Genomic DNA, 25399 nt, shown 5'->3' on the forward strand with positions numbered 1-25399 from the left:
GCAACGCGGCACGGCAGTCTGGGTTTTGGAGGGGCGCATGTCTGATCTTCCCCGGAAGGCGGTCACCCGTACCGCCAAGTTGGCCGCGCTGCCCCTGGGCTTCGCGGGGCGGGCCACGTGGGGGCTCGGCAAGCGGATCGGGGGCAAGTCGGCGGAGATCGTGGCGCGGGAGCTGCAACAGCGCACGGCCGACCAGCTGTTCAAGGTCCTGGGCGAGCTGAAGGGAGGCGCGATGAAGCTCGGACAGGCACTGTCCGTCTTCGAGTCGGCGCTTCCCGAGGAGGTCGCCGGGCCGTACCGGGCGGCGTTGACGAAGCTGCAGGAGGCGGCGCCGCCGATGCCGACGCGCACGGTGCACGGGGTGCTCGCGGAACGCCTGGGCGCCGAGTGGCGGGACCTGTTCCTGGAGTTCGACGACAAGCCGTCCGCGGCGGCGTCGATCGGCCAGGTGCACCGGGCGGTGTGGCACGACGGGCGTTCCGTCGCGGTGAAGGTGCAGTATCCGGGGGCGGGTGAGGCGCTGCTGTCGGACCTGACGCAGCTGAGCCGGTTCGCCCGGCTGCTGGGGCCGCTGGTGCCGGGAATGGACATCAAGCCGCTGATCGCCGAGATGCGTGAGCGGGTGTCGGAGGAGCTGGACTACGAGCTGGAGGCCCGGGCGCAGCGGGACCACGCCGCGGAGTTCGCCGACGACCCGGACGTGGTGGTCCCGGACGTGGTGCACCAGTCGGACCAGGTGCTGGTGACGGAGTGGATCGACGGGGTGCCGCTGTCGGAGGTCATATCCGGTGGCACGCCGGAGGAGCGGGACAGGGCGGGCCAGTTGCTGGCACGGTTCCTGTTCTCGGGCCCGGCGCGGACGGGACTGCTGCACGCCGACCCGCACCCGGGCAACTTCCGTCTGCTGCCGGGTGAGGACGGCGGCGACGCGAGGCTCGGCGTGCTCGACTTCGGCACGGTGGACCGCCTGCCCGGCGGGCTGCCGGAGACGATCGGTGTCTGTCTGCGGATGGCGCTGGAGGGCGAGGCGGAGACGGTCTACGAGCTGCTGTGCGACGAGGGGTTCGTGAAGGACTCCATAGAACTCGACCCGGAGGCCGTACTGGACTACCTGCTGCCGATCATCGAACCGGCCGAGGTGGACGAGTTCCTGTTCACCCGGGAGTGGATCCGCACCCAGGCGGCCCGCATCGCCGACCCCCGCTCCCCCGCCCACCAGTTGGGCAAGCAGATGAACCTGCCGCCCGCGTACCTGCTGATCCACCGGGTGACGCTCAGCACGATCGGCGTGCTGTGCCAGCTGAACGCGTCCGTACGCCTCCGCGACGAACTGGAGGAGTGGCTTCCGGGTTTCCTCCCCGAGGACTACATGGAGGAGGAACCGGCCTGAGCCCGGGCGGGAGCTTCGTCGGTCTGCGGACCGGACCTCCCGGCCGACCGTGGCACGGCCGTCTCGGCGGCGGGGCCTGCCTGGTCGCCTACGCCTCGAACAGCGGCAGGAAGTGGATGACCGGTTCCTCGTGGGGATGGGCGGCACGGACCGCCTGCTGGACGGCGGCGGCCTGCTCCTCGTCGCAGACCGATTCGATCCGGCACTCTTCGCTGTGCTGTACGGCGCCCACGTCACCGTCGTACGGCTACGCGCCGGGCAGAGCCTGCCACGTGCCGGTCACCTCCGGATGCTGGATCACCGTGCTTAGTCGCCCACCCGTCCCGCACCGGCCGCGTGGAGGGCCTCGATCACAGCCTCCGCATGGTTCTCGGGCACGGATATCTCGATCTTCGAGCGCGTTATGTCCGGACCCTGGCGACCCGCAGGCGCAGGACGCCCCCACCCGGTGCCCGCCTGCCGGTGCGGCCCGTGCCGGATCGGTTCGGTGCAAATGCCGTTGAGCACAGGCCGACGGGCCGGAAGACTGACCGTATGAGCGCTCGGCGGTATGTCTTCCTCGATCCCGACGGCAGTGGCGGCGACACCTGGCTGTATGTGGTGGTGGAGGCGGCCACCGGCGTGTACTACCAGCAGCAATACGGTGGTACGGCGTGCAGGCAGGGCCAGGTGGAGGGCTTCCTCGTCCCGGTGGCCGCCGATGACGCACTGGAAGCTCTGCGCCGCCTGTTCGAGCAGGACTTCCTCGGTGCCGGCACTCGCAACCGCACGTGGGCGGACGCCGAGTGGGAGCGACTCCGCCAGATCGTCGGGACCACCCCCTACTGGGCCTGCGACGGGCGGGTGGAGGAGCCGCACGACCTGCGCCTGGACGAGGACCGTGCCGACGAGGCCGACGAGGCATGGGTCCCTGTCCTCACGCCGGACGGCCCCGGCGTGCTGCTGTGGCGCAACTCGGACTGACAGCTTCGGTACGCCCGTCCGGCGGCAGTCCGGAGCCAAGTCCGGACCGGGGAAACGGTCTTGGGAGCGGGGAGAGGTGGGGGGGGCGGGGGGGCGGGGCCCCGGCGGGACGGCGGTCACCACCAGGTGGGGTCGAGTCGGCCCTCGATGGAGCGGATGTGGTCGCGGGCGCAGGGCTCGCAGAGGTAGTGCCTGGTGTCGTTCTCGAGGGAGTACGTCCAGGTCAGGGGAAGGCACTCGGCGGTCGCGCCGCAGCGGGAGCACACCACGGGCCGCGGGTGCGTGCCTTCGGGTTCGGGAGTCCGGTCGTTCACCTCGCGACGATAACTCCGTGTTCCGGCTGCCGCCCGGAAGCGCCCGCGGGGGCCGGTCCGGGTGGACCGGCCCCCGCGGGGAGAGCGATGGTGAGCGCCGGGGTCGGTTACTGCATGACCGCCATGGCGAGCGCGCGGCGGGCGCGCATCGAGGCGCGTTCGGCGCGGCGCTGCATCCGGCGGGCGGCGATCAGCCGGGCGCCGGGGCGTTGCTCGTCGGCTTGCCTGAGGCGCTCGTGCATATGGGCACGGGCCAGGGCTTCTGGGATGAGTTGCATCTCTCGGGTCCTGTTCTGGCGCGCCGCGTGGGCGCCGAGGGTGGTGACGTCAGGGGTCGCGGAGCCGATGGGCTCGCTCGTGGAAGAGGTCATCGGGGCCTGCTTCTGGGGGTCGTGCGTGAGGGGGCGGTCGATGGTTCCGGTGACGGTGTTCATGCCGTGACCGGGTTCTTGCGCGGGCGGCCACGGGGCCGCTTGCGGGCGACGACCACACCCTGGACGAAGAGCTCACCGCCCCAGACGCCCCACGGCTCGCGCCGCTCCTTGGCGCCGGCGAGGCAGGCGGCCATGAGGGGGCAGGTGCGGCAGAGGGACTTGGCGTACTCGACGTCCGCCGGCGACTCGGCGAAGAAGACCTCCGGGTCGTAGGAGCGGCAGGGGACGGGTACGCCGAGGTTCTCGATGGCGTCGTCGAGCGCGGTGAGCGCGGTGAGGGCGGTCACGTCGTGGTCCTCCGTGAGGCCGGGCGGGGGGAGCGTCTGGGAAGGCGGTACGGACGGGGCGTGCGCTTCGAGTTGCACGGTGGTGTTTTCCTCGTCTGGTCGGTCCGGCGGGTTGGCCGGTGGGCTGGTACCGGGTTTCTGCTGGTCCCGGGGCCCCTTCGCTCCGTTCCGCCCGGTCGGGCAAAACAGAAGGGCCGCGGACCCCTGTGGGGTTCCGCGGCCCTGAAGGCGCCGACCTGATCCTGGATCAGGCTGGATCACTCCAGGGTTCGAGCCCACGGAAGGCCCACATCGTGTGGTGCTGCTGCGTCTGCTTCGTCTTGTGCTCGGCACCGGTCGCCGCAATGACATAGGCCGGGGCCTGCGCCGCTGCTACTCCCGCTTCCAGTGCCTTGGTCGGTCGCTCATTGCCCTCGAAGCCCTCGATGACGGGGAGAGCCAGCGGGGAGGACAGCAGTCGGAAGGCACGGAAGCCGGACAGACCGCTGCCAAGGAACGCCGAACCGGAGAGGCCGAGCGAGCAGGCGGAGACGACCGAGCGATCGGTCATTTTGGCGGTGCTGACGAAGCTGGTCTTGATGCTGATCACTGGAATCGCCTCCTCTCGGCGTCTCGGGGGGACTGGCCAGGGGCCGGACCCGCGTGTATTCGGATAAGTACAGCACGACAACAGCGGTTCAAGGAAGCCGCTGTTCGCGTGGTTAAGAACCTATGGGGCTTCGTGGGGCGGGCGCAAACTATTTTTCCGACGAGTTCTGATCAGTCGTCGCCTTCACTGTCCGCCCGGTCCTCACCTGCGCAGATGGCGAGGACGTCCGTTCCGAAACGGTTCAGCTTGCGGATGCCCACGCCGGGGATCGCGGCCAGCTCCGCGTCGGTCGAGGGAACGGTCTCCGCGATGGCGATGAGGGTCTTCTCGGTGAAGACGCAGTAGTCGGGCTGCCCCAGTCGGCGGGCCTGGGCGGCGCGCCACTCGAGGAGGCGCCCGTACAGGCCCTCGTCCATCTCCGAGGGGCAGTCCTCGCAGCGCATCAGCTTCATCTCGCCCGCGGCCGTGAGTGTCGTGCCGCACACACGGCAGCGGACCGGGCCTCGGGCGCGCCGGGTGCGGGCGGGTCCGGCGGCGCGCTCGACGCCGCCGGACGCGCGGACGGTTCGCGCGGTGGGGCTGCCGCTGCCGGGGCGCAGGCCCTTCAGGAAACGGGACGGCTCGCGGTGGGGCCGGCCGCCGGGCGAGCGGGACAGGGACCACGACAGGCCCAGGTGGCGGCGGGCGCGGGTGACGCCGACGTAGAGGAGTCGCCGCTCCTCCTCTATCTGCTCGTCGGTCCGGGCGTACGTGATGGGGAGGGTGCCGTCGGTGAGGCCGACGAGGAACACGGCGTCCCATTCGAGGCCCTTCGCCGCGTGGAGGGAGGCGAGGGTGACGCCCTGGACGGTGGGGGCGTGCTGGGCGGCGGCGCGCTCGTCCAGTTCGGTGACGAGGTCGGCGAGGCTGGCGGCGGGGCGGGCGCGGGCGAGGTCCTCGGCGAGGCGGACGAGCGCGGCGAGAGACTCCCAGCGGTCACGGGCGGCGCCGGAGCCGGTGGGGGGTTCGGTGGTCCAGCCCTTGGTGGACAGGACGGCGCGGACCTGGGAGGGCAGGTCCACCACATCGTCGAGGAGGGGGTCGTTCGCGCCGAAGCGGGCCGCGCTGCGCAGGGCGGCGCCGGCCTCCCGTACCTCCTGGCGTTCGAAGAACCGCTCGGCGCCGCGGAGCTGGTAGGGGACTCCGGCGTCGGCGAGGGCCTGTTCGTAGATCTCGGACTGGGCGTTGACGCGGTAGAGCACGGCGATCTCGCCCGCGGGGACGCCGGAGGCGATGAGGTCGCGGATGCGGCGGGCGGTTCCCTCGGCTTCGGTGGGTTCGTCGCCGTACTCGATGTAGACGGGCTCGGGCCCGGGGTCGCGCTGGGAGACCAGTTCCAGCCGGTGGTCGGCGGCGCGGCCGCTCGCCTGGGCGAGGAGGCCGTTGGCGAGGTGGACGACCTGCGGGGTGGAGCGGTAGTCGCGGACGAGTTTGACGACGGTCGCGTGGGGGTGGCGGGTGCGGAAGTCCAGGAGGTAGTCGGGGGTGGCGCCGGTGAAGGAGTAGATCGTCTGGCTGGCGTCGCCGACGACGCAGAGGCTGTCGCGGTCGCCGAGCCACAGGTCGAGGAGGCGCTGCTGGAGGGGTGAGACGTCCTGGTACTCGTCCACCACGAAGTGCTGGTACTGGCGGCGGATCTGCTCGGCGATGTCGTGGCGGTCCTGGAGGATGCCGACGGTGAGCAGCAGGACGTCCTCGAAGTCGAGGACGTCGCGCTCCCGCTTGAGCTGCTCGTACATGGCGTAGATCTGGCTGGTTTCCGCCGGGTCGCGGGGGGCGTCGCGCTGGGCCTTGGCGACGGCAGCGGGGTAGTCGGCGGGGACGGTTTGGGTGACCTTCGCCCATTCGATCTCGGAGGTGACGTCGCGCAGCTCCGTGCGGTCGAGGCGGATGCGGCAGCGGGTGGCGGCGTCGGCGACGAGCTGGGCCTTGCGGTCGATGAGGCGGGGCAGGTCGCCGCCGACGGCTTTCGGCCAGAAGTACTGGAGCTGTCGGAGGGCCGCCGAGTGGAAGGTGCGGGCCTGGACGCCTCCGGCGCCGAGCTGGCGGAGGCGGCCGCGCATCTCGCCCGCGGCGCGGTTGGTGAACGTGACGGCGAGCACGCTGGCGGGCTGGAGGATGCCGGCGCGGACCCCGTAGGCGATGCGGTGGGTGATCGCCCGGGTCTTGCCCGTGCCGGCGCCGGCCAGGACGCATACGGGGCCGTGCAGGGCCGTCGCCACCTCGCGCTGCTCGGGGTCGAGCCCGTCGAGCACCGCGTCCGCCGAGTCGGGGACCTGCGGGAAGAGGGTGGAGTGCGTCGCTGGTGTCACCCTGCCATGCTGCCAGGTCGGCGGGGCGGGCCGTGCCGGTCGTCCACAGGGGTGGGGCGCCGGTCATACCGGGGTGGGGAATGCGGGGACGGTCGGCGTACGTTCTCCCGGGTGCGATCAGGCACTCCAGCCACACTCCAGTCATCCGAGGAGCGGAAGAGACGATGCAGGGAACTGTGACGATGTACAGCACGACCTGGTGCGGGTACTGCCGGCGGCTCAAGAGCATGCTGGACCGCGAGGGCATCGCGTACACCGAGATCAACATCGAGCAGGACCCGGAGTCCGCCGCTTTCGTGGAGAAGGTCAACAACGGCAACCAGACGGTTCCGACCGTGCTCGTCACGCCGAACAGCGGCGGCGAGAACGTCGTGATGACCAACCCGAGCCTGATGCAGGTGCAGCAGGCGCTCGCCAGCTGAACCCTCTAGCGCGTCGCGCGGCCCGGCCCCGGGCGGCGGCGCCCGTACGCGAACGCCCCCACCGGTGGACCGGTGGGGGCGTTCGCGTACGGGGGCCGGTCAGCCGATGCCGCCGGGTCTGGGCAGCGGCTTGCCGTACCACATCTCGATCAGGTGGGTGGCGATGGAGATGCCGTACGGCGGGAGGACCTCGCCGGAGTCGAAGGCGGCGGTCAGCTCGTCGCGGGAGAACCAGCGGGCCTCCTCGATCTCGTCGCCGTCCACCTCGATGTGGGGCGACGTGGCACGGGCCATGAACCCGAGCATCAGGCTGGACGGGAACGGCCACGGCTGGCTGGCGACGTACCGGACCTCGCCGACCGTGACACCGGCCTCCTCGTACACCTCGCGGACCACGGACTGCTCGATGGACTCGCCCGGCTCGACGAACCCGGCGAGCGTCGAGAAGCGGCCCTCGGGCCAGTGCACCTGCCGGCCGAGCAGCGCCCGGTCCTGGTCGTCGGTGACCAGCATGATCACTGCGGGGTCGGTGCGCGGGTAGTGCTCGGCGCCGCAGGCCGGGCAGCGGCGGACGTGGCCCGCGGCGGCGATGACGGTGCGCTCGCCGCAGCGGGAGCAGAAGCGGTGGAGGCGCTGCCAGTTCTCCAGGGCGACCGCGTGGACCATCAGGGCTGCGTCGCGGCTGTCGAGCAGCAGTCCGGCCTCGCGCAGCCCGGCGGGGCGCGCGGACTGGTCCATGCGGCCGGGCAGCGAGTCCTTTTGGAGCGCGAAGTAGCTGACCCCGTCGCCGTCGGTGCCGAGGAAGTAGCGGTGCGTCTCGGTGGGGGGTGCCTCGAAGGCGGGGGTCATGACCAGTTCGGTGCGCCCGTCGGGGGTGTCGTCGACGAGCACCTGGCCACCCGACACGACGAAGACGCGCGTGGTCGGGTGGCTCCACGCCGCCGCGAGCCACGCCTCGTCGAGGCGGTGGTGGGCGGCACGGTCGATACCGCTCGGGGCGGTGAAGCCGATCGGGCGGGGACCGGCCTCGTTGCTGATGGTGCTCACTGTTGCTTCCAACTCCCCCGGGTGTCTGGGTGTCTGTTCAGCGTCGTTCAGCGTCGTGTTCGGCGGAGCGCGGCGGCAAGCTCGCCCCACAGGTGGGCGGTGGCCTCCACGCCCTTCAGCAGCAGGTCCAGCTCGACCTTCTCGTTCGGCGCGTGCCAGCCGTCGGACGGTACGGAGATGCCGAGGAACAGCACGGGCGCGGCCAGCACGTCCTGGAGGTCGGCGGCGGGGCCCGAGCCGCCTTCGCGCGTGTAGCGGATCTTCGCGCCGTCGAAGGCGAGGCTCATGGAGCGGGCGACGGCCTGGAGCGCCGGGTGGCCGAGCGGCGTGAGGCAGGGCCGGGTGGCCGCCCCGAAGGTGATCTTGTGACGGATGCCGGAGGGGACGCGGGCGGCGACCCAGTCCCGTACGGACTGCTCGATCCGGTCCGGGTCCTGGCCCGCGACGAGGCGGAACGACAGCTTCAGCTGCGCGGTTGACGGAATGATCGTCTTGCCGCCGGGGCCCTGGTAGCCGCCGCCGATGCCGTTGACCTCGGCGGTGGGGCGGGCCCAGACGCGCTCCAGGGTGGAGTGGCCGGCCTCGCCGAGCGTGCCGTGCGAGCGGGCGGTGGCGAGCCACGCGGCCTCGTCGAACGGCAGCTCCGCGATGAGGGCCCGCTCGGCGTCGGTGAGCTCGGCGACGCCGTCGTAGAAGCCGGGGACGGTGACGCGTTCGTCCTCGTCGTGCAGGGCGGCGACGAGGCGGGCGGCGACCGTGGCCGGGTTGGGGACGGCTCCGCCGAAGGAGCCGGAGTGGATGTCCTGGTCGGGGCCGTACAGCTCGATCTCGCAGTCGGCGAGGCCGCGCATGCCGGTGCAGACCGTGGGGGTCGTCTCGGACCACATGCCGGTGTCGGAGACGATCACGGCGTCGGCGGCGAGGCGGTCGCGGCGCTCCTCGACCAGGGCGCGGAAGTGGGCGGACCCCGACTCCTCCTCGCCCTCCACGAGCAGCTTCAGCGTGACGGCCGGGGTGGTGCGGCCGGTGAGGTCGAGGTGGGCGCGGACGCCGAGGGTGTGGAAGAACACCTGGCCCTTGTCGTCGGCCGCCCCGCGCGCGTAGAGCCGGTTGTCGCGGATGACCGGCTCGAACGGGTCGGTGTGCCAGCCGTCCTCGCGGGCGGCGGGCTGCACGTCGTGATGGCCGTAGACGAGGACGGTGGGGGCGTCCGGGTCGGCGGAGGGCCACTCCGCGTACACGGCGGGGGCGCCGTCCGTCTCCCAGACCTCCGTGACGGGGAAGCCGGTCCGGGCGAGCTGGGCGGCGAGCCACTCGGCGCTGCGCCGGACATCCGGGGCGTGCTCGGGCTGGGCGGAGACGGAGGGGATGCGCAGCCACTCGGCGAGGTCGTCGAGGAAGGCGGCGCGGTGCTGCTCTATGTACTTCCGTACGGTCTGGACGGCGCTGTCCGGGGTGTCGCTCATGCTCCTGAGCCTATCCGGCGGGGGTGGGTGTGCCGTCGGCCGTCTCACCGAGGAGGACCCGCTCGATGTCCGCCCGGCCGGGCAGCGCTTCGGGGCGTACGACCTCGCCGGTGCGGACGTAGACGAACGCGGCGGTGACGGCGTCGAGGGGCAGTCCGTGCAGCTCGGCCCAGGCGAGCCGGTACACGGCGAGCTGGAGCGGGTCGCCGGTGCGGTGGCGGCTGGTCTTCCAGTCCACGATCTCGTACGTGCCGGTGGCGGGGTCGTGGTAGACGGCGTCGATCCGGCCGCGGACGACCCGGCCCGCGAGCGTGATCTGGAAGGGGGCCTCCACGCGGTACGGGGTGCGATGGGCGTAGGGCGTGTTCTCGAACGCCTCCTTGAGGGCGGCCAGGTCCCGCTCGTCGGTGATCTCCGGCTCGTCCGCGTACACCTCGCCGCCGGGCAGCTCGTCGGGGCCGAGCATGGGCAGCGGCAGCTCCTCGAAGCGGGACTCCACCCAGGCGTGGAAGCGCGTGCCGCGACGGGCGGCGGGCTGCGGCGGGCGGGGCATGGGGCGGGCCAGCTCCGCCGCGAAGCCGTCCGGATCGGCGGCGAGGCGCAGCAGCTGGGACGCGGAGAGGGAGGCGGGCAGGGGCACGTCGCGCGTGGTGGCGCGAGCGCGCAGCAGCTCCCCGGTGAGCGCGTCCAGGTCGCGGTCCCAGGAGGCGACGGTGCGGGCCTCCTCGGGGGTGAGGTGGTCGGTGGGGGTGGCCGGGCCGGCTGCGGGGTCGGCGGGGGTCGCCGGGTCGGCCCCGGCGTCGGCGGGGGCGGGGCGCTGGTGCGGGACGGCCTGCGGGGGCAGGGTGGGCGCCGGGGCGTCCCCGTGCGGCGCGGGATCGCCCGCGGCGGGCGACTCCGCGGCGGGGGACTCCGGGGCAGGGGGCTTCCCGGACGTGCCGGGCGGGCCCGGGTGGTCGTGCGCGGAGGCGTCGGCGGGGGCCGGGACGTGCGGCTCGTACGGGGCGGGGCCGGGGGCCTCGTCGGGCGGGGGCGCGTCGTAGTCGTCGTAGGCGTGCTCGGGCGGGACGTCGTCGGGCCAGGGGGCGTCCAGGTCGTCCGGCCACAGCGGCTCGTCGGGGGCCTCAGGGTCCTCGGCGTAGGCGGGGGCCGGGTAGGCGGGCGGGTTCTCGAGGTACGCCAGGACCGTCCTCGCGGCGGTGCGGCGGCGCTCCAGCGAGTCGGGGTCGAGGGGCAGGGGCCACGCCTGCTCCTGGGCGGCGGCCTGGAGCGCCGGGTTCTCGGCGTCCTCGTCGGGCTCGTCGGCCCACGCCTCGATCTCCCCGTGCCCTGCCGCGCAGTGGTCGTACAGGGCGTGCAGGAAGTCCGAGGGGCCTCGGCGGCGCTTCTGGGAGGGGCCCCACCAGTGGCCGGAGCCGAGCAGCACCGAGCGGGGGCGGGTGAACGTCACATAGCCGAGGCGCAGCTCCTCGGTGTGCTGGTGGTCGCGCATGGCGTCCTTGAAGGCCTTCAGCGACGCGGCGTCCCAGGTGTCGATCGCGGGCAGCGTGTCGGCGTCGCCGCGCAGCGCGTGCGGCAGGACCTGCGGCTGGGCCGTCCACGCCTCGCGCGCCCTGCTGCTGGGGAACTGGCCGGTGACCAGGCCGGGGACGGCGACGACGTCCCACTCCAGGCCCTTCGACTTGTGCGCGGTGAGGACCTTCACGGTGTTCTCGCCGCCGGGCAGGGCGTTGTCGAGGCCCTTCTCGTACTGGGCGGCCGTGCGCAGGAAGCCGAGGAACGCCAGGAGGGTGGCCTCGCCGTCGAGGGACGCGAAGCGGGCGGCGATGTCCAGGAAGTTCGACAGGGTCTCGCGGCGGCGGGCCGCCAGGGCGTGCGGCGAAGCGGAGAGCTCGACCTCCAGGCCGGTGGTGGCGAGTATCCGGTGCAGGACGTCCATCAGCGGGTCGGCCAGCGAGCGCCGCAGGTCGCGCAGCTCCGCGGCGAGGCGGGCGAACCGGAGGCGGGCCTCCGCCGAGAACGGCAGCCCGTCGTCGTGGCCGCCGGTCTCCAGGAACGTGTCCAGCGCGTCCGCCAGGGAGATCACCTCGGCCGGGTCGACGCCCTCCACGGCAGCCGCGAGGCGCTCGTCCGCGTCGGCGGCCTCGTCCCCGGGACGGTCCACCAGCAGGCGGGCGCGGCGGCCGAGGAGGGCCAGGTCGCGGGCGCCGATCCGCCAGCGGGGGCCGGTGAGGAGCCGTACCAGCGAGGCGTTGGCGCCGGGGTCCTGGAGGACTTCGCACACGGCGACCAGGTCGGCGACCTCCGGCAGGTGCAGCAGCCCGGACAGGCCGACGACCTCCACGGGCACGTCACGCGCGACGAGGGCCGCCTGGATCTCCGGGAAGTCGGTGGCCGTGCGGCACAGGACGGCGATCTCGCCCGGCTCCTTGCCCGTGCGGACCAGGTGCGCGATGGAGTCCGCGAGCCAGGCGATCTCCTCGGCCTGCGTCGGCAGCAGCGCGATCCGTACGACTCCGTCCCGTTCGGCGCCGGGGGCCGGCCGCAGCGCTTCCACGCCCTCGTGCATGGCGCGCAGGGGCTCGGCGAGGCCGTTGGCGAGCTGGAGGAGCCGCCCGCCGCTGCGGCGGTTCTCGCTGAGCGCGTACCGGGAGGCGGGGCGGCCGTCCGCGTACGGGAAGTGCTCGGGGAAGTCGTCCAGGTTCGCGACGGACGCGCCTCGCCAGCCGTAGATGGCCTGGCAGGGGTCGCCGACGGCGGTGACGGGATGGCCCGTGCCGCCGCCGAAGAGTCCGGACAGCAGGAGCCGCTGGGCGACTGACGTGTCCTGGTACTCGTCGAGGAGGACGACCCGGAACTCGTCGCGCAGCTGTGCGCCGACCTCGGGGCGGGTGAGGGCCAGCTCTGCGGAGAGGGCGATCTGGTCGCCGAAGTCCAGCAGGTCGCGCTCGCGCTTGGCGGCGCGGTAGCGGACGACCAGTCCGAGCAGTTCGCGACGGGCCGCGGAGGCTTCGGGGACCTTGCGGAGGTCGGCGTTGCTGAGGCGGGCCGAGGCGAGGGCGGTGAGCAGCGCGGAGTCGTACGAAAGGAGATCTTCGGGGCGGACGAGGTGCTCGGCGAGCTCGGCGTCGAGGGCGAGGAGGTCGCTGACGAGGGTGGGGAAGGACCTGGTGAGCGCCGGATACGGACCGGGGGCCTCGCGCAGGACGCGCGCGGCGAGCTGGAAGCGCGTGGCGTCGGCGAGGAGGCGGGCGGTGGGCTCCAGGCCGATGCGCAGGCCGTGGTCGGTGAGGAGCTGGCCGGCGAAGGCGTGGTACGTGGAGATGCGGGGCTCGCCGGGAGGGTTGTCGGGGTCGATGACGTCGGGGTCGGTGACGCCGGCGCGGACCAGGGCCGTGCGGACCCGCTCGGCGAGCTCGCCCGCCGCCTTGTTGGTGAAGGTCAGACCGAGGACCTGTTCGGGCGCGACCTGCCCCGTGCCGACCAGCCACACGACGCGGGCGGCCATCACCGTCGTCTTCCCGGACCCGGCTCCGGCCACGATGACCTGCGGGGCGGGCGGCGCGGTGATGCAGGCCGTCTGCTCCGGGGTGAACGGGATGCCGAGCAGCTCCTTGAGCTGCTCGGGGTCGGTGATGCGTGCGGTCACTCGAAGAAGGCTAGCCGGGCGCGCTGACAGTCCGGGCAGCCTGTGGAAAACCCCTCATTTCCCGCACCCGCGCCGCCCCGTCGCCTGTGCCCGGGGTCACTCCACGATGTGGCGGCCTTCGGGGAGGGCGCTGCAGGAAGCGCGGAAGGCGCAGGTGGTGCAGTGCTGGCCGGTGCTGGGCGTGAAGCGCTCGTCGAGTACGCGGCCCGCGGCGGTGGCGAGCAGGCCGGTCACCCACTCCTCGGACGGCGGCTCCTGCGACTGGACGCGCGGCAGGGCCTCGCCGCCTTCCTTCTTGGGCGCGGCCTGGCGCAGGTGGACCAGTTCGGCCCCGCCCGGTTCGGGGCGGCGGCCGTCGAAGACCTCGTCCACGGCGCCCTCGCGGACGGCGATCTGGTAGACGGCGAGCTGCGCGTGGCGGGCGACCTCGTCCTTGGTGGGGGTCTGCTTGCCGGTCTTGAAATCCACGACGTAGGCGCGGCCCCGCTCGTCCCGTTCGACGCGGTCCATGGAGCCCCGGATGCGCACCTGGTACTCCCCCGCCTCCAGCGTCACGTCGAAGCCGTGCTCGGTGGCGGCGGTGGTGCGGCCGCCCCGGTCCATGACGTGCCAGCGCAGGAAGCGCTCCAGCGCCACGCGCGCGTGCTCCTTCTCCTGGGACGACTTCCAGGGCGCGTCGAACGCGAGGGCGTCCCACACCGAGTCGAGGCGTTCCATGAGGACCGCCAGGTCGGCGGGGGTGCGGCCGGAGGCCACCTCGTCGGCGAGGACGTGGACGACGTTGCCGAAGCCCTGCGCGGCCGTCGCCGGGGCGTCCGCCTTCACCTCACGTCCCAGGAACCACTGGAGGGAGCACGTGTTGACCAGCTGATCCAGGGCGCTGCCGGACAGGGCGACGGGCCGGTCGCGGTCCCGGAGCGGGGCGGCGGCGTGCGTGGGGTCGTCCAGGCCCCACCAGCGGTAGGGGTGGGCGGCGTGGACGAGCGGCTGCCCGTCGTCGTCGGTGAGCGCGGCGAGCCGGGCCAGCCGACGGGCCGCCGCGTCGCGCAGGGCGGGTGACGCGTCCGGGTCCACCGTGGTGGCGCGCAGCTCCGCGACGAGCGCGGCGACGGCGAGGGGGCGGCGCGGGCGGGCGGTGACGTCCTTCGGTTCGACGCCCAGTTCGGCGAGGAACCGGGACGGCTGGTCGCCGTCCTCGGCGGGTGCCTTGACGGCGGTGACGACGAGCCGGTCCCGCGCGCGTGTGGCGGCGACGTAGAAGAGGCGGCGCTCCTCCGCGAGGAGGGCGCCGGGGCTGAGCGGTTCGGCGAGTCCGTCGCGGCCGATCCGGTCGGCCTCCAGGAGGGAGCCGCGCCGCCGCAGGTCCGGCCAGAGGCCCTCCTGGACGCCCGCGACGACGACGAGGCTCCATTCCAGGCCCTTGGCGCGGTGGGCGGTCATCAGGCGTACGGCGTCGGGGCGGGCCTGCCGCTTGGACAGCGTGTCGGCTGCGATGTCCTGCGCTTCCAGCTCGGCGAGGAAGTTCAGGGCGCCGCGCCCGCCGGTGCGCTCCTCGGCGCGGGCGGCGGTGTCGAACAGGGCGCACACCGCGTCGAGGTCCCGGTCGGCGTTGCGGCCCGCGGGCCCGCCGCGCAGGGCGGCGCGATGGAGGCGGGTCGGCCAGTTGGTGCCGTTCCACAGGTGCCAGAGGGCCTCCTCGGCGGTGCCGCCCGCGGCGAGGAGGTCACGCGTGTCGCGCAGCAGCTTGCCCAGGTGCTGCGCTCCGCGCGCGTAGGACGAGTCGTGGGCGATGAGCCGTTCCGGTTCGGCGAGGGCGCGGGCGAGCAGCGTGTCGGAGGGCGGGGGCACCTTGTTGCCCGCTGCCCGCTCCTCGTCGCGCAGGGCACGCCCGAGGCGCCGCAGGTCGGCCGCGTCCATGCCGCCGAGCGGCGAGGTGAGCAGCGTGAGCGCGGTCTCGGTGTCCAGCCAGGGGGCGGGGGCGGCGGCGTCCGCTGCGGGGTCGTCGGTGGGGTCGTCCGCTGTGGGGGCCTCGGTGGTGCCGTCCGCTATGAGGTCGTCCGTTGTGGGCGCCTCGGCCGGGTCGTCCGCTGCCGGGGCGTCGGCGGGGTCCGCTGCGGGGCCCTCGGCAGGTGGATCCGGTGTCGGCGCTTCGGCGGGGGTGTCCAGGGCTTCGCCGGAGGCGGGTTCGTCGGCCGGGGCCTCGGCGGTGCCCGCAAGGGCCGGTGCGGGGGCGGGGGCATCCTCGCGGGCGGTCTCCTCCGGGGCCGTCGCCACCGGTCGCAGGGCCGCCGTCGCCGTGGCGCGGAGGGCCGTCAGCAGCGGGGCGACCGCCGGTTCGTGGCGCAGCGCGACATCCGCGCCGTCCGTCTCCAGCGGCACGCCCGCCGATGTCAGGGCACGCCGCAGCGACGGCAGGGAGCGCGCGCCCGCACGCACCAGGACGGCCATGTCGCTCCACGGCACCCCGTCCTCCAGGTGGGCGCGGCGCAGGATGTCCGCGATGTTGTCCAGCTCCGTGGACGCGGTCGGGAAGGTGTACGTCTCCACCCGGCCGCCCTCGCGGACCGGCGTCAGGTCGCGGTGGGCCTTCACGGTGTCGGCGGGCAGGCGCGGCAGCGGCATCCGCGCCGTCAGCAGTCGGCTCGCGGCCAGGACCGCCGCGGCGGAGCGGCGTGCCGTCCGCAGTACGGCGACCGGCGCGGGGTCGCCGTCGGCCCGCCGGAACATGTGCGGGAAGTCGAGGATGCCGTTGACGTCCGCGCCCCGGAACGCGTAGATCGACTGGTCGGGGTCGCCGAACGCGTACAGGGTCCTGCCGCGCCCCGCGAGTGCCTGGAGCAGCCGTACCTGCGCCGGGTCGGTGTCCTGGTACTCGTCCACGAACACGGCGTCGTACGCGGGCAGGGTGACGCGCTCGGCGAGGAGCACCGCGCGGTGCACCAGCTCCGCGTAGTCGAGGACGCCCTGCATGTCGAGGACGTCCAGGTACTCGGCGAGGAACTGGGCCGCCGCCGACCAGTCGCGCCGCCCCGTGCGCGCGGCGAACGCGGCCAGGGCGCGCGGGCCGAGGCCCAGCTCGCGGGAGCGGGCCAGCACGGCGCGCACCTCGTCGGCGAAGCCGCGTGTGGTGAGGCAGGCCCGCAGTTCGTCGGGCCAGTGGATGCGGGCAAGGCCCTCGCGTTCCAGGTCCAGCTGGCCTGCGAGCAGCTCGCGTACGGCGACGTCCTGCTCGGGCCCGGAGAGCAGGCGCAGCGGCTCGGCGAACAGGTCGGCGTCCTGGTGGGCGCGTACGAGGGCGTAGCAGTACGAGTGGAACGTCGTCGCCTGCGGGGCGCGGGCGCCGGGCAGCCGGGCTGCCATGCGGTCGCGCAGCTCGACGGCGGCCTTGCGGCTGAAGGTGAGGACGAGGAGCCGCTCCGGGGCGGCGCCCCGCTCGATCCGCGCGGCGACCGCCTCGACGAGCGTGGTGGTCTTGCCGGTGCCGGGCCCGGCGAGGACGAGGAGCGGTCCGTCCGTGTGATCAACCACCGCCCGCTGTGCTGCGTCCAGGGAAGGAGGGGCCACCGGGGCCGGCGGGGTACGCACCAGCCGGTACGCGCCGGGGGGCCCCGGCCGTGCCGGGTCCTGGTGCGGCGCGCGCCGGGTGGTGGAGGAGGAACTCACGTGGATCGCCGGTCCTGGGGGGTGTGCTGAGGGTGAGAGTGCGGTGGAGAAGGGGCGCGGCCCCGCCGGATGGCGGAAGCTGTCAATTGTGAGCCATCGCACGCCCGGTGTCGTCCGCGTCACCGCTGCCGGCGCCGCCGTTCCCGTCCCAGCGGGCCCGCCTCATGTCGAGGCGCGGCACAGGGGGCGCGGCGCCGTGCGCCGACGCGGTCTCCCGCAGCGGGGTGGCCTCCTCACGGTAGTGGGCCAGCGCGCGCCGCTCGTGCCCGGGCAGCAGTCGGCCGTCGGCCCGTACGACGCGCCACCAGGGCGCGGCACCGCCGTACAGCGCCATGACCCGGCCGACCTGGCGGGGGCCGCCGTCGCCGAGCCATTCGGCGACGTCCCCGTACGTCATCACCCGGCCGGGCGGGATGAGCTCGGCGACCTCCAGCACGCGCTCCGCGTACTCCGGAAGCCGGTCGGGGTGCTCCTCAGCAGTCATCCGCTCCATCCTGCACCACGGGTCCGACAACGCGGGCATTACACCCTGCTGCCGTCGCCCCCCTCCCCGCCGTGCCACCATCTTCCGGGCGGTGATTGGTGATACGAGATCAAGAAGAAACAGAGAAGGCGAAGGGACAGGACGTGCGGCCTCCCGACGTGGCGAGCGCTCCTGGCGGTGAGCCGCGCCCCAACACCGCCCCGCGAAGCGGCGGACAGGCCCGTGGCGGACCTGCCCGCGGTGACGCCTCGAACACCGCCGACACCTCCGGCACCGTCGCCGACGCCGGTGGCGCCGCGGACGTTCGCAGCAGGGCGGACTCCGGCGGAGCCGCGGGCACCGGCAGCACCGCTGAGGCCGCCGACTCCGGCAGCGGTGCCGCAGGTCACGGTGACGAGCCGGACCGCGACACCGGGGCGCGGGCCGTGACGGTCGCGTCCGGCGCCTCAGGGGAGCAGCACAACGACCTCTCCGGTGACGAGCCGCTGCTCGCCGCGCGCGTGCACCGCCCTTCCGACCTGCTGCGCCTGCTCGTCGGTCTGCTCGCGATCATCGTGGTCATCGGCATCGCCGCCTTCGCCAGCGGCACCACCTCCGGGCTGGAACAGGACATCAACAAGGGCACCGGCCAGGCGCCCGACGTGTTCGTCAAGGTCGCGGGGCTCGTCTCCAGCATCGCGGTGCTGCTGGTGCCGGTGGCGTTCGCGATCGAGCGGCTGATCAAACGGGACGGCCTGCGGATCGCGGACGGTGTCCTCGCGGCCGTACTGGCGCACGGGGTGACCCTGGCGACGGACCTGTGGGTGGCGCGGGGGGCGCCCGCGACGATCCAGGACGCGCTCACGCAGCCGCAGAGCGGCGGCGGGCTGACGGACCCGGTGCACGGCTACCTGGCCCCGGTCATCGCGTACATGTCGGCGGTCGGGATGGCACGGCGGCCGCGGTGGCGGGTCGTGCTGTGGGTGGTGCTGCTCCTGGACGCGTTCACGATGCTGGTGGCGGGCTACACGACCCCCCTGTCGATCATGCTGACGATCCTGATCGGCTGGACGGTCGCCTACGGCACGCTGTACACGGTCGGCTCGCCCAATGTGCGGCCCACGGGCCAGACGCTGCTGGCGGGCCTGCGGCACGTCGGGTTCCGCCCCGTGTCCGCCATGCGCGCGGAGGGCCTGCCGGAGACCGCCGAGCAGGGCGACCGGGGCAGGCGCTATCTGGTCACCCTGGAGGAGGGTTCGCCGCTCGACGTGACGGTGGTGGACCGGGAACAGCAGGCGCAGGGTTTCTTCTACCGGGTGTGGCGGCGGCTGACGCTGCGGGGCATCACCACCCGCCGTTCGATCCAGTCGCTGCGGCAGGCCCTGGAGCAGGAGGCGCTCCTCGCGTACGCGGCGATCGCCGCCGGGGCGAACGCGCCGAAGCTGATCGCCACGTCGGAGCTGGGCCCGGACGCCGTGATGCTGGTGTACGAGCATCGCGGGGGCCGCTCCCTGGACGCGCTCGCCGACGACGAGCTCACCGACGAGGTGGTGCGCGGCTGCTGGGAGCAGGTACGGGCCCTGCAGTCGCGGCGCATCGCGCACCGCAGGCTGACGGGCGACGCCCTGCTGGTGGATCGTTCCCGCAATGTCGTGATCACCGATCTGCGGGGCGGGGAGATCGCGGCGGGCGATCTGGTTCTGCGGATGGACATCGCGCAGCTGCTGACCACGCTCGGCCTGCGGGTCGGCGCGGAGCGGGCGGTCACCGCCGCTGTGCGGGTGCTGGGCCCCGACAAGGTGGCGGACTGTCTGCCGCTGCTCCAGCCGATCGCGCTGAGCCGGTCCACGCGCGCGACGCTGCGACGCCTGGCCCGGGAGCGGTCGCAGCGGGAGCGCGAGGCGGTGCTGGAGGCGTCGGAGGCGGCGAAGCAGGCCCGCCTGGAGGCGGCCCGCGAGGCCGGCCAGGCCGGGTCCAAGGCGGAGCGCAAGGCGGTCAGGGCGGAGAAGCAGGCCGAGAAGCGGGCCCTGGAGGACGCGCTGCACGAGGCGCGCGAGGAGGACCTGCTGGCGCAGATCCGCCGCCAGGTGCTGCGGATCAGGCCGCAGGCGCCGGTGGAGCCGGTGCGCCTGGAGCGGATCAGGCCCCGCACGCTGATCAGTCTCATCGCCGGTGCCATCGCGGCGTACTTCCTGCTGTCGCAGATCGCCAGCATCCCGCTCTCCACGATCAGCGACGCGGCCTGGGGCTGGGTGACCGTGGCCGCCGCGTGCTCGGCGCTCAGCTACGTGGCGGCGGCGATGAGCCTGCTCGGTTTCGTACCGGAGCGGGTGTCGTTCCTGCGGACGGTGGTGGCGCAGGTCGCCGGATCCTTCGTGAAGATCGTCGCGCCCGCCGCGGTGGGCGGGGTGGCGCTGAACACCCGGTTCCTTCAACGGTCCGGGGTACGGCCGGGTCTGGCGGTGGCGAGTGTCGGCGCCTCGCAGCTGTTCGGCCTGGGGGCGCACATCCTGCTGCTGCTCGCGTTCGGCTATCTGACCGGGACGGAGCGGTCGCAGGACGACTTCACCCCTTCGCGGACGGTCATCGCCGGCCTGCTGACGATCGCGGTGCTGCTGCTGGTGGTGACGGCGGTCCCGGTGCTGCGGAAGTTCGTCTCGACGCGGCTGCGGTCGCTGTTCGCGGGTGTGGTGCCGCGCATGCTGGACGTCCTCCAGCGGCCCGGGAAGCTGCTGACGGGCATCGGCGGCATGCTGCTGCTGACGGCGACGTTCGTGCTGTGCCTGGACGCGTCGATCCGGGCCTTCAACGGCGGGCACCAGCCGCTGTCGTACGCGAGCCTCGCCGTGGTGTTCCTGGCGGGCAACGCGCTCGGCTCGGCGGCGCCCACGCCGGGCGGTGTCGGCGCGGTCGAGGGCGCGCTCCTGGCCGGTCTGGTGCTCACCGGCGTTCCGAAGGAAGTCGCGGCGCCCGCGGTGCTGCTGTACCGGCTGCTGACGCTGTGGCTGCCGGTGCTGCCGGGCTGGGTGTCGTTCAACCACCTGACACGTAAGGGCGCCCTGTAGAGCGTCGCTGGTCCGGGCTTGCCGCTTCTGCGCGCGCGTGGGTTCGGACCGGCCGCGTCGCGGTTCGCGCGGGCCACTCCGCGCGCGTAGTCGGTTCGTACGGTGGGGCCCGCAGCTGCCAGGACGATCGACTGATCCTGCTTGCGGCTGCGAGACGCTCGTGCCTACATTGCCGCACATGCGGTCCTACACCTCACAGCGGGCGGCACGTCTCCTGGGCGTGAGCGCCGACACCGTACGCCGCTGGGCGGACGCCGGGCGGCTGCCCACGCGCCGGGACGAGACCGGGCGGCGGTTGATCGACGGGCCCGACCTGGCGGCGTTCGCCGTGGAGCTGGCCGCGCAGTCCGACGAGGGCGCCGACGTGCCGTACACGAGCGCCCGCAACGCGTTCCCCGGGATCGTCACGGCCGTGAAGCTCGGCGACGTGGCCGCCCAGGTCGAGATCCAGGCCGGGCCGCACCGGCTCGTGTCGCTGCTGACCCGCGAGGCCGTGGAGGAGCTGGGCCTGGAGGTCGGCGTCGAGGCGGTGGCACGGGTGAAGTCCACCAACGTCCACATCGACCGCCTCTGACCGCCCGTACGGCCCGCTCCCCCGCCGCCCGTACGACCGTCCCGCCCGGAGGCCCCCGTGCGCCGTACCGCCCGCCCTGTGATCGCGTCCCTGCTGTCCTCGGCCCTGCTGCTGCCGCTCGCCGCGTGCGGCGGCACCGGCGGCTCCGAGAAGCCCGCCGACGGGTCGGCCGGGCCGGACGGGGACAAGAAGCTGACCGTGCTGGCCGCCGCGTCCCTGACGGACGTCTTCGAGGACGTCGGCGCCGCCTACGAGCAGCAGCACGCCGGCACGGACGTCGTGTTCTCCTTCGCCGGGTCGCAGGAGCTGGCCTCCCAGGTGCGCCAGGGCGTTCCGGCGGACGTCCTCGTCACCGCCGACACCCCGACCATGGACCGCCTGGCCGAAGGAACCGGCGAGCCCGTCGTCATCGCCCGCAACCGGCTCGCCATCGTCACCGCCGAGGGCAACCCGCAGCGGATCACCGGCCTCAAGGACCTGTCCCGGAAGGGGCTGAAGGTCGTTCTCGCCGCGCCCGAGGTGCCCGCCGGCCGCTACAGCCGCCAGATCCTCGACAAGGCCGGGGTGGACGTGCGGCCGGTCTCCGAGGAGCCGAGCGTCCGCGCCGTCCTCGGCAAGGTCCAGCTCGGCGAGGCGGACGCCGGACTCGTGTACGTCACCGACGCGACCGCCGCCCGCGACGCCGTGGACACGGTCGCCGTACCGGACGCGCAGAACGCCGTCGCCTCCTACCCGGCAGCGACCCTCGACTCCACGGCGGACGCCGGGGCGGCGCAGCGGTTCGTGGACTGGCTGCGGTCGCCGCGCGCGCGTGCGCTGCTGTCCGCCGCCGGTTTCGAGACGCCGTGATCCGCGTCCGGCGGGCGCCCGTCCCGCTCGCCGTGCCCGCGCTGCTGGCGGTGGTGTTCCTGCTGCTGCCCCTCGCGGGGGTGCTGGCCCACGCCCCGTGGGGCACGCTCGGACAGCGGCTGACCGCGCCCGCCGTCAGGGAGGCGCTCGGCCTTTCGCTCGTCGTGTCCGCGTGGGCGCTCGGCCTGTCGCTGCTGCTGGGCGTCCCGCTGGCATGGGTGCTGGCCCGCGTGGACTTCCCCGGCAAGGCGATGGTGCGGGTGGTGGTGATGCTGCCGATGGTGCTGCCGCCCACGGTGGCGGGGGTGGCGCTGCTCCAGGGGTTCGGGCGGCGCGGGCTGCTGGGCGGGGTCCTCGCGGACTCGTTCGGGGTGTCGCTGCCGTTCTCGACGGCGGGCGCGGTGGTGGCGGCGGCGTTCGTGTCGATGCCGTTCCTGGTGATCAGCCTGGAGGGCGCCCTGGCGGGCCTGCACCCGCGCTACGAGGAGACCGCGGCGTCGCTGGGCGCCTCGCCGCTGCGGGCCTTCTTCACGGTGACCGTCCCGATGGTCGGCCCCGGGCTGGTGGCGGGGGCGGCGCTGTGCTGGGCGCGGGCGCTGGGCGAGTTCGGCGCGACGATCACCTTCGCGGGGAACCTGCCCGGTACGACGCAGACGCTGCCGCTCCAGGTGTACCTGCTGCTCCAGAACGACCCGGACGGCGCCGTCGCCGTGTCGCTGCTGCTGCTCGTCACGGCGGCGGCGGTGCTGGTCGCGCTGCGGGGGCGCTGGCTGGGGCACGCGGCGGTCCGGGAGGCTCGTCCCGCGCCCGCCGCCCCCGAGGACGAGCGGGAGGGCGCCGACACGGGCGTCGCGGGGCCGGTCGCGGGCATCGCGGGGACTGTCGCGGGCTCGGAGGATACTGTCGTGGGTGAGCCGGGCGATGCGGCAGGCGGTGCCGGGGTGGCGGCGGGCGGCGACTACGCGCCGGGCGCGGCGTGGCCGCTGTCGGCGCGGGTGCGCGGGGCCACCGTCCTCGGCCTGGACGTGCCCGCCGGGACGACGGTCGCCGTCGTCGGCCCGAACGGGGCCGGCAAGAGCACCCTGCTGCGCGCCCTGCTGGGCCTCACCCCGCGCGCGACGGCCACGACGCTGCGCCTCGACGGGCGGGAGCTGACCGGGTTGCCGCCGCACCGGCGCGGTATCGCGTGGGTGCCGCAGGACGGGGCGCTGTTCCCGCATCTGTCAGCGCTGGCGAACACGGCGTACGGGCTGCGCGCGCAGGGCGTTCCCCGGGCCCGCGCGCGCGTGGAGGCCCAAGAACGGCTGGAGCGGCTCGGAGTGGGGCAGCTGGCGGACCGCAGGCCCGGCCAGCTGTCCGGCGGGCAGGCGCAGCGGGTGGCGCTGGCACGGGCGCTCGCCGCGCGGCCCCGGCTGCTGCTGCTCGACGAGCCGCTGGCCGCCCTGGACCAGACGACCCGCGCGCGCGTGCGGCACGCGTTGCGGCAGCACCTGGCCGGGTTCCCCGGCGTGTGCCTGATCGTCACGCACGACCCGGTGGAGGCCGTGTCGCTGGCCGACCACGTCCTCGTACTGGAGGACGGCCGCCTGGTGCAGTACGCGGAGCCCGCCGAGGTGGCCCGGCACCCGCGCTCGCCGTGGGTCGCCCGGATGCTGGGCCGCAACGCCTGGCCCGGCACCGTACGGGACGGGGGCCTGGACACGGCGGGCGGCGCCCGGCTGGTGACCGCCGCCGATTCCGCGCCCGCCGACGGTACGGCAGCGCTCGCCGTGGTCGCCCCCGAGGCGGTGTCGCTGCACGGCGCCCGCCCGTCGGGCAGCCCTCGCAACGTCTGGCGGGGCACCGTACGGGAGCTGACCGCGCACGGGGCGCGGCTGCGGGTCCTCGTCGTGGGCGACCCGGGCGCACCGCCCGACGTGGTCGCGGAGGTGACCCCGGCGGCAGCGGCGGACCTGCGCCTCGCGGAGGGCGCAGCGGTGTGGGTGAGCGTGAAGGCGACCGAGATCACCGTCGTACCGCTGTAGCCCCGGCGAGGGCCGCCGTGGTCGGCTGCGGGCATGGGCCCGGCAGGGGGACCACCCGCTTGGGGGCATGTCGCGGGCGCGGCGGCGGGGGCGCGCCGACGATGGACGCATGCCGATCACTCGCCCTTCCCGGCCGCTCTCCCGGCGGAGGACCGCCCACCGGCGTACCGCTGTCCTCGCCGTCGTCGCCCTCCTGTCCGGTGCCGTCGCCGGGTGCGGCGACGACGGGGACAAGGGCACGGAGTCGGGCCGGACCGCGATGCGGGAGCTGGCCGCGCAGAAGCTGTCGTGGAAGGCGTGCTCGCCGTCCGCCGCCGCGGAGGGCGAGGCGACACCGCCGAGCCCGCTGCCGGACGGCACCCGCTGGGAGTGCGCGTTCATGGACGCCCCGCTCGACTACGCCGATCCCGGCGGCGACACGATCGAGCTGGCCCTGATCCGCGCCAAGGCCCGCGACCGGGCGAAGCGGATCGGCTCCCTGATCTTCAACTTCGGCGGCCCGGGCGGCTCGGGGATCACCGCCCTGCCGTCGTTCGCGCCGGACTACGAGAAGCTGCGGGCCCGCTACGACCTGGTCAGCTTCGACCCGCGCGGCGTGGGACAGAGCGACGGTGTGGAGTGCCTCGGCCGGAAGGAGCTGGACGCGTTCTTCGCGCAGGACGCGACGCCCGACGACGCCGCCGAGGAGAAGAAGTACCAGGAAGAGCTGAAGAAGTACGCGAAGGCGTGCGAGGAGAACTCGGGCAAGGTGCTGCCGCACGTCGGCACGGAGGACGCGGCCCGCGACATGGACCTGATGCGGCAGGTCCTCGGTGACGACAAGCTGCACTACTTCGGCATCTCGTACGGCACGGAGCTCGGCGGCGTGTACGCGCACCTGTTCCCCCGCCGGGTCGGCCGGGCGGTGTTCGACGCGGTGGTGGACCCGAGCGGCACTCCCGAGCAGGGCTCGATCGGCCAGGCCAAGGGCTTCCAGCTGGCGCTGCGGAACTTCGCCCGCGACTGCGTGCGGCGGGGCGACAAGTGCGCGCTGCCCGGCAGCACCCCGGCGGACATCGAACGGTTCATCACCGGTCTGCTGGCGCGGCTCGACAAGCGCCCCATCCGGGGCATCGGAGACCGCGAGCTGACCCAGACGCAGGCCGCCAACGGCATCGCGCAGGCGCTGTACTCCAAGGAGTACTGGCAGTACCTGGAGCAGGGCCTCGACGAGGCGGACGGCGGCAACGGCGCGCTGCTGCTGGCGCTGTCCGACTCGATGAACGGCCGCGACGAGAACGGCAACTACAGCAACCTCCAGGCGGCGAACGCGGCGATCAACTGCGTGGACGACAAGCAGCGGTTCACCCTGCGGCAGGTGAAGGCGAAGCTCCCCGAGTTCCGCGAGGCGTCGCCCGTCTTCGGGGACTTCCTCGGCTGGGGCATGCTCTGGTGCAGCCACTGGCCCGTCGCGGGCAAGACGGACCACCCGGACGTGAGCGCGCCCGGCGCGCCGCCGATCCTCGTGATCGGCACGACGGGCGACCCGGCGACGCCGTTCGAGGGCGCCAAGGCCATGGCGTCGGCGCTGGGCAAGGGCGTCGGCATCGAGGTGACGTACCGGGGCGAGGGGCACGGCGCGTACAACAGCGGCGACGCCTGTGTGCAGCGCGTGGTGAACGCGTATCTGCTCGACGGCCGGGTTCCGAAGTCGGGGACGGTCTGCCCGTGAACGGGCCACAGGCCGGGCAGCCAGCCTGTCGGCGAGCCGGAGCGTCGGCCCTTCCACGAGCCGGGCAGTCGGCGTGCCGAGAGGTCGGGCCGTCACGTTGTCCACAGGTCGGGCCGTGAGGTTGTCCACAGGTCCGGG

The 25399-nt window shown here is 74.0% G+C and carries 19 protein-coding genes; 8 read left to right on the top strand and 11 right to left on the bottom strand.

Annotation, left to right across the window (positions count from 1 at the left end; genetic code table 11):
* The first annotated feature begins 37 nt into the window (after positions 1–37).
* Positions 38–1390, top strand: coding sequence for an ABC1 kinase family protein (locus J116_RS08470; RefSeq protein WP_023586663.1), 1353 nt, complete (start codon positions 38–40; stop codon positions 1388–1390).
* 88 nt (positions 1391–1478) lie between these two features.
* On the opposite strand, the gene J116_RS29875 is transcribed toward J116_RS08470, so the two are convergent.
* A complete protein-coding gene (locus tag J116_RS29875; RefSeq protein WP_161492110.1) occupies positions 1479–1622 on the bottom strand; it encodes a hypothetical protein in 144 nt (47 codons plus the stop codon).
* Positions 1623–1924: 302 nt separating this feature from the next.
* Here J116_RS29875 and J116_RS08480 point away from each other — a divergent pair, with 302 nt between their 5' ends.
* A complete protein-coding gene (locus tag J116_RS08480) occupies positions 1925–2353 on the top strand; it encodes a DUF6210 family protein (RefSeq protein WP_023586664.1) in 429 nt (142 codons plus the stop codon).
* 116 nt (positions 2354–2469) lie between these two features.
* Here J116_RS08480 and J116_RS08485 read toward each other — a convergent pair whose 3' ends face one another.
* The 5 genes from J116_RS08485 to J116_RS08505 all read right to left on the bottom strand — a co-directional run bounded on the left by J116_RS08485 (position 2470) and on the right by J116_RS08505 (position 6328).
* Positions 2470–2667: a hypothetical protein gene (locus tag J116_RS08485; protein ID WP_023586665.1), complete on the bottom strand. Its 198-nt coding sequence runs from the start codon at positions 2665–2667 to the stop codon at positions 2470–2472.
* Between the two features lie 107 nt (positions 2668–2774).
* Complete coding sequence (locus tag J116_RS08490) at positions 2775–3101, bottom strand: hypothetical protein (protein WP_023586666.1); 327 nt, start codon at positions 3099–3101, stop codon at positions 2775–2777.
* Positions 3098–3466, bottom strand: coding sequence for a WhiB family transcriptional regulator (locus J116_RS08495; protein WP_023586667.1), 369 nt, complete (start codon positions 3464–3466; stop codon positions 3098–3100). Before J116_RS08495 ends, J116_RS08490 begins: the two co-directional genes overlap by 4 nt.
* 169 nt (positions 3467–3635) lie before the next feature.
* The gene (locus J116_RS08500) at positions 3636–3977 is read right to left on the bottom strand and encodes a hypothetical protein (RefSeq protein WP_023586668.1); all 342 of its coding nucleotides are present in this window, start codon (positions 3975–3977) and stop codon (positions 3636–3638) included.
* 170 nt (positions 3978–4147) lie between these two features.
* On the bottom strand, positions 4148–6328 hold the full coding sequence (locus tag J116_RS08505; protein WP_023586669.1) for an ATP-dependent DNA helicase UvrD2: 2181 nt from the start codon (positions 6326–6328) through the stop codon (positions 4148–4150).
* A 164-nt stretch (positions 6329–6492) separates the two neighbouring features.
* Between J116_RS08505 and J116_RS08510 the strand changes: the two genes are divergently transcribed.
* Positions 6493–6750 carry a mycoredoxin gene (locus tag J116_RS08510; RefSeq protein ID WP_023586670.1) on the top strand — a complete coding sequence of 86 codons (258 nt, stop codon included), beginning with the start codon at positions 6493–6495 and terminating at the stop codon, positions 6748–6750.
* Positions 6751–6849: 99 nt separating this feature from the next.
* Here the strand turns inward: J116_RS08510 and nudC are convergent, their stop codons facing one another.
* From nudC to J116_RS08535, 5 genes are all read right to left on the bottom strand, one after another.
* Complete coding sequence (gene nudC, locus J116_RS08515) at positions 6850–7797, bottom strand: NAD(+) diphosphatase (protein WP_023586671.1); 948 nt, start codon at positions 7795–7797, stop codon at positions 6850–6852.
* A gap of 47 nt (positions 7798–7844) precedes the next feature.
* Positions 7845–9263: a dipeptidase gene (locus tag J116_RS08520; RefSeq protein ID WP_023586672.1), complete on the bottom strand. Its 1419-nt coding sequence runs from the start codon at positions 9261–9263 to the stop codon at positions 7845–7847.
* 10 nt (positions 9264–9273) lie between these two features.
* Entirely contained in the window at positions 9274–12912 is a 3639-nt protein-coding gene (locus J116_RS08525; RefSeq protein WP_023586673.1) for a UvrD-helicase domain-containing protein, read from the bottom strand.
* Between the two features lie 96 nt (positions 12913–13008).
* On the bottom strand, positions 13009–16575 hold the full coding sequence (locus J116_RS08530) for an ATP-dependent helicase (protein WP_028963837.1): 3567 nt from the start codon (positions 16573–16575) through the stop codon (positions 13009–13011).
* 82 nt (positions 16576–16657) lie between these two features.
* A complete protein-coding gene (locus J116_RS08535) occupies positions 16658–17059 on the bottom strand; it encodes an MGMT family protein (protein ID WP_023586675.1) in 402 nt (133 codons plus the stop codon).
* A 143-nt stretch (positions 17060–17202) separates the two neighbouring features.
* On the opposite strand from J116_RS08535, the gene J116_RS08540 reads away from it, so the two are divergent.
* The 5 genes from J116_RS08540 to J116_RS08560 all read left to right on the top strand — a co-directional run bounded on the left by J116_RS08540 (position 17203) and on the right by J116_RS08560 (position 25261).
* Positions 17203–20103: a lysylphosphatidylglycerol synthase domain-containing protein gene (locus J116_RS08540; RefSeq protein WP_028963838.1), complete on the top strand. Its 2901-nt coding sequence runs from the start codon at positions 17203–17205 to the stop codon at positions 20101–20103.
* Positions 20104–20281: 178 nt separating this feature from the next.
* Positions 20282–20677, top strand: a complete 396-nt coding sequence (locus J116_RS08545; RefSeq protein ID WP_023586677.1) for a TOBE domain-containing protein — start codon at positions 20282–20284, stop codon at positions 20675–20677.
* A 78-nt stretch (positions 20678–20755) separates the two neighbouring features.
* The gene (modA, locus tag J116_RS08550) at positions 20756–21526 is read left to right on the top strand and encodes a molybdate ABC transporter substrate-binding protein (RefSeq protein WP_235617328.1); all 771 of its coding nucleotides are present in this window, start codon (positions 20756–20758) and stop codon (positions 21524–21526) included.
* Positions 21523–23550 carry an ABC transporter permease gene (locus J116_RS08555; protein WP_028963839.1) on the top strand — a complete coding sequence of 676 codons (2028 nt, stop codon included), beginning with the start codon at positions 21523–21525 and terminating at the stop codon, positions 23548–23550. Before modA ends, J116_RS08555 begins: the two co-directional genes overlap by 4 nt.
* Before the next feature lie 109 nt (positions 23551–23659).
* Positions 23660–25261, top strand: a complete 1602-nt coding sequence (locus tag J116_RS08560; RefSeq protein WP_023586679.1) for an alpha/beta hydrolase — start codon at positions 23660–23662, stop codon at positions 25259–25261.
* The last annotated feature ends 138 nt before the right edge of the window (positions 25262–25399 follow it).

The sequence above is a fragment of the Streptomyces thermolilacinus SPC6 genome, from assembly GCF_000478605.2.
Lineage (GTDB): Bacteria > Actinomycetota > Actinomycetes > Streptomycetales > Streptomycetaceae > Streptomyces > Streptomyces thermolilacinus.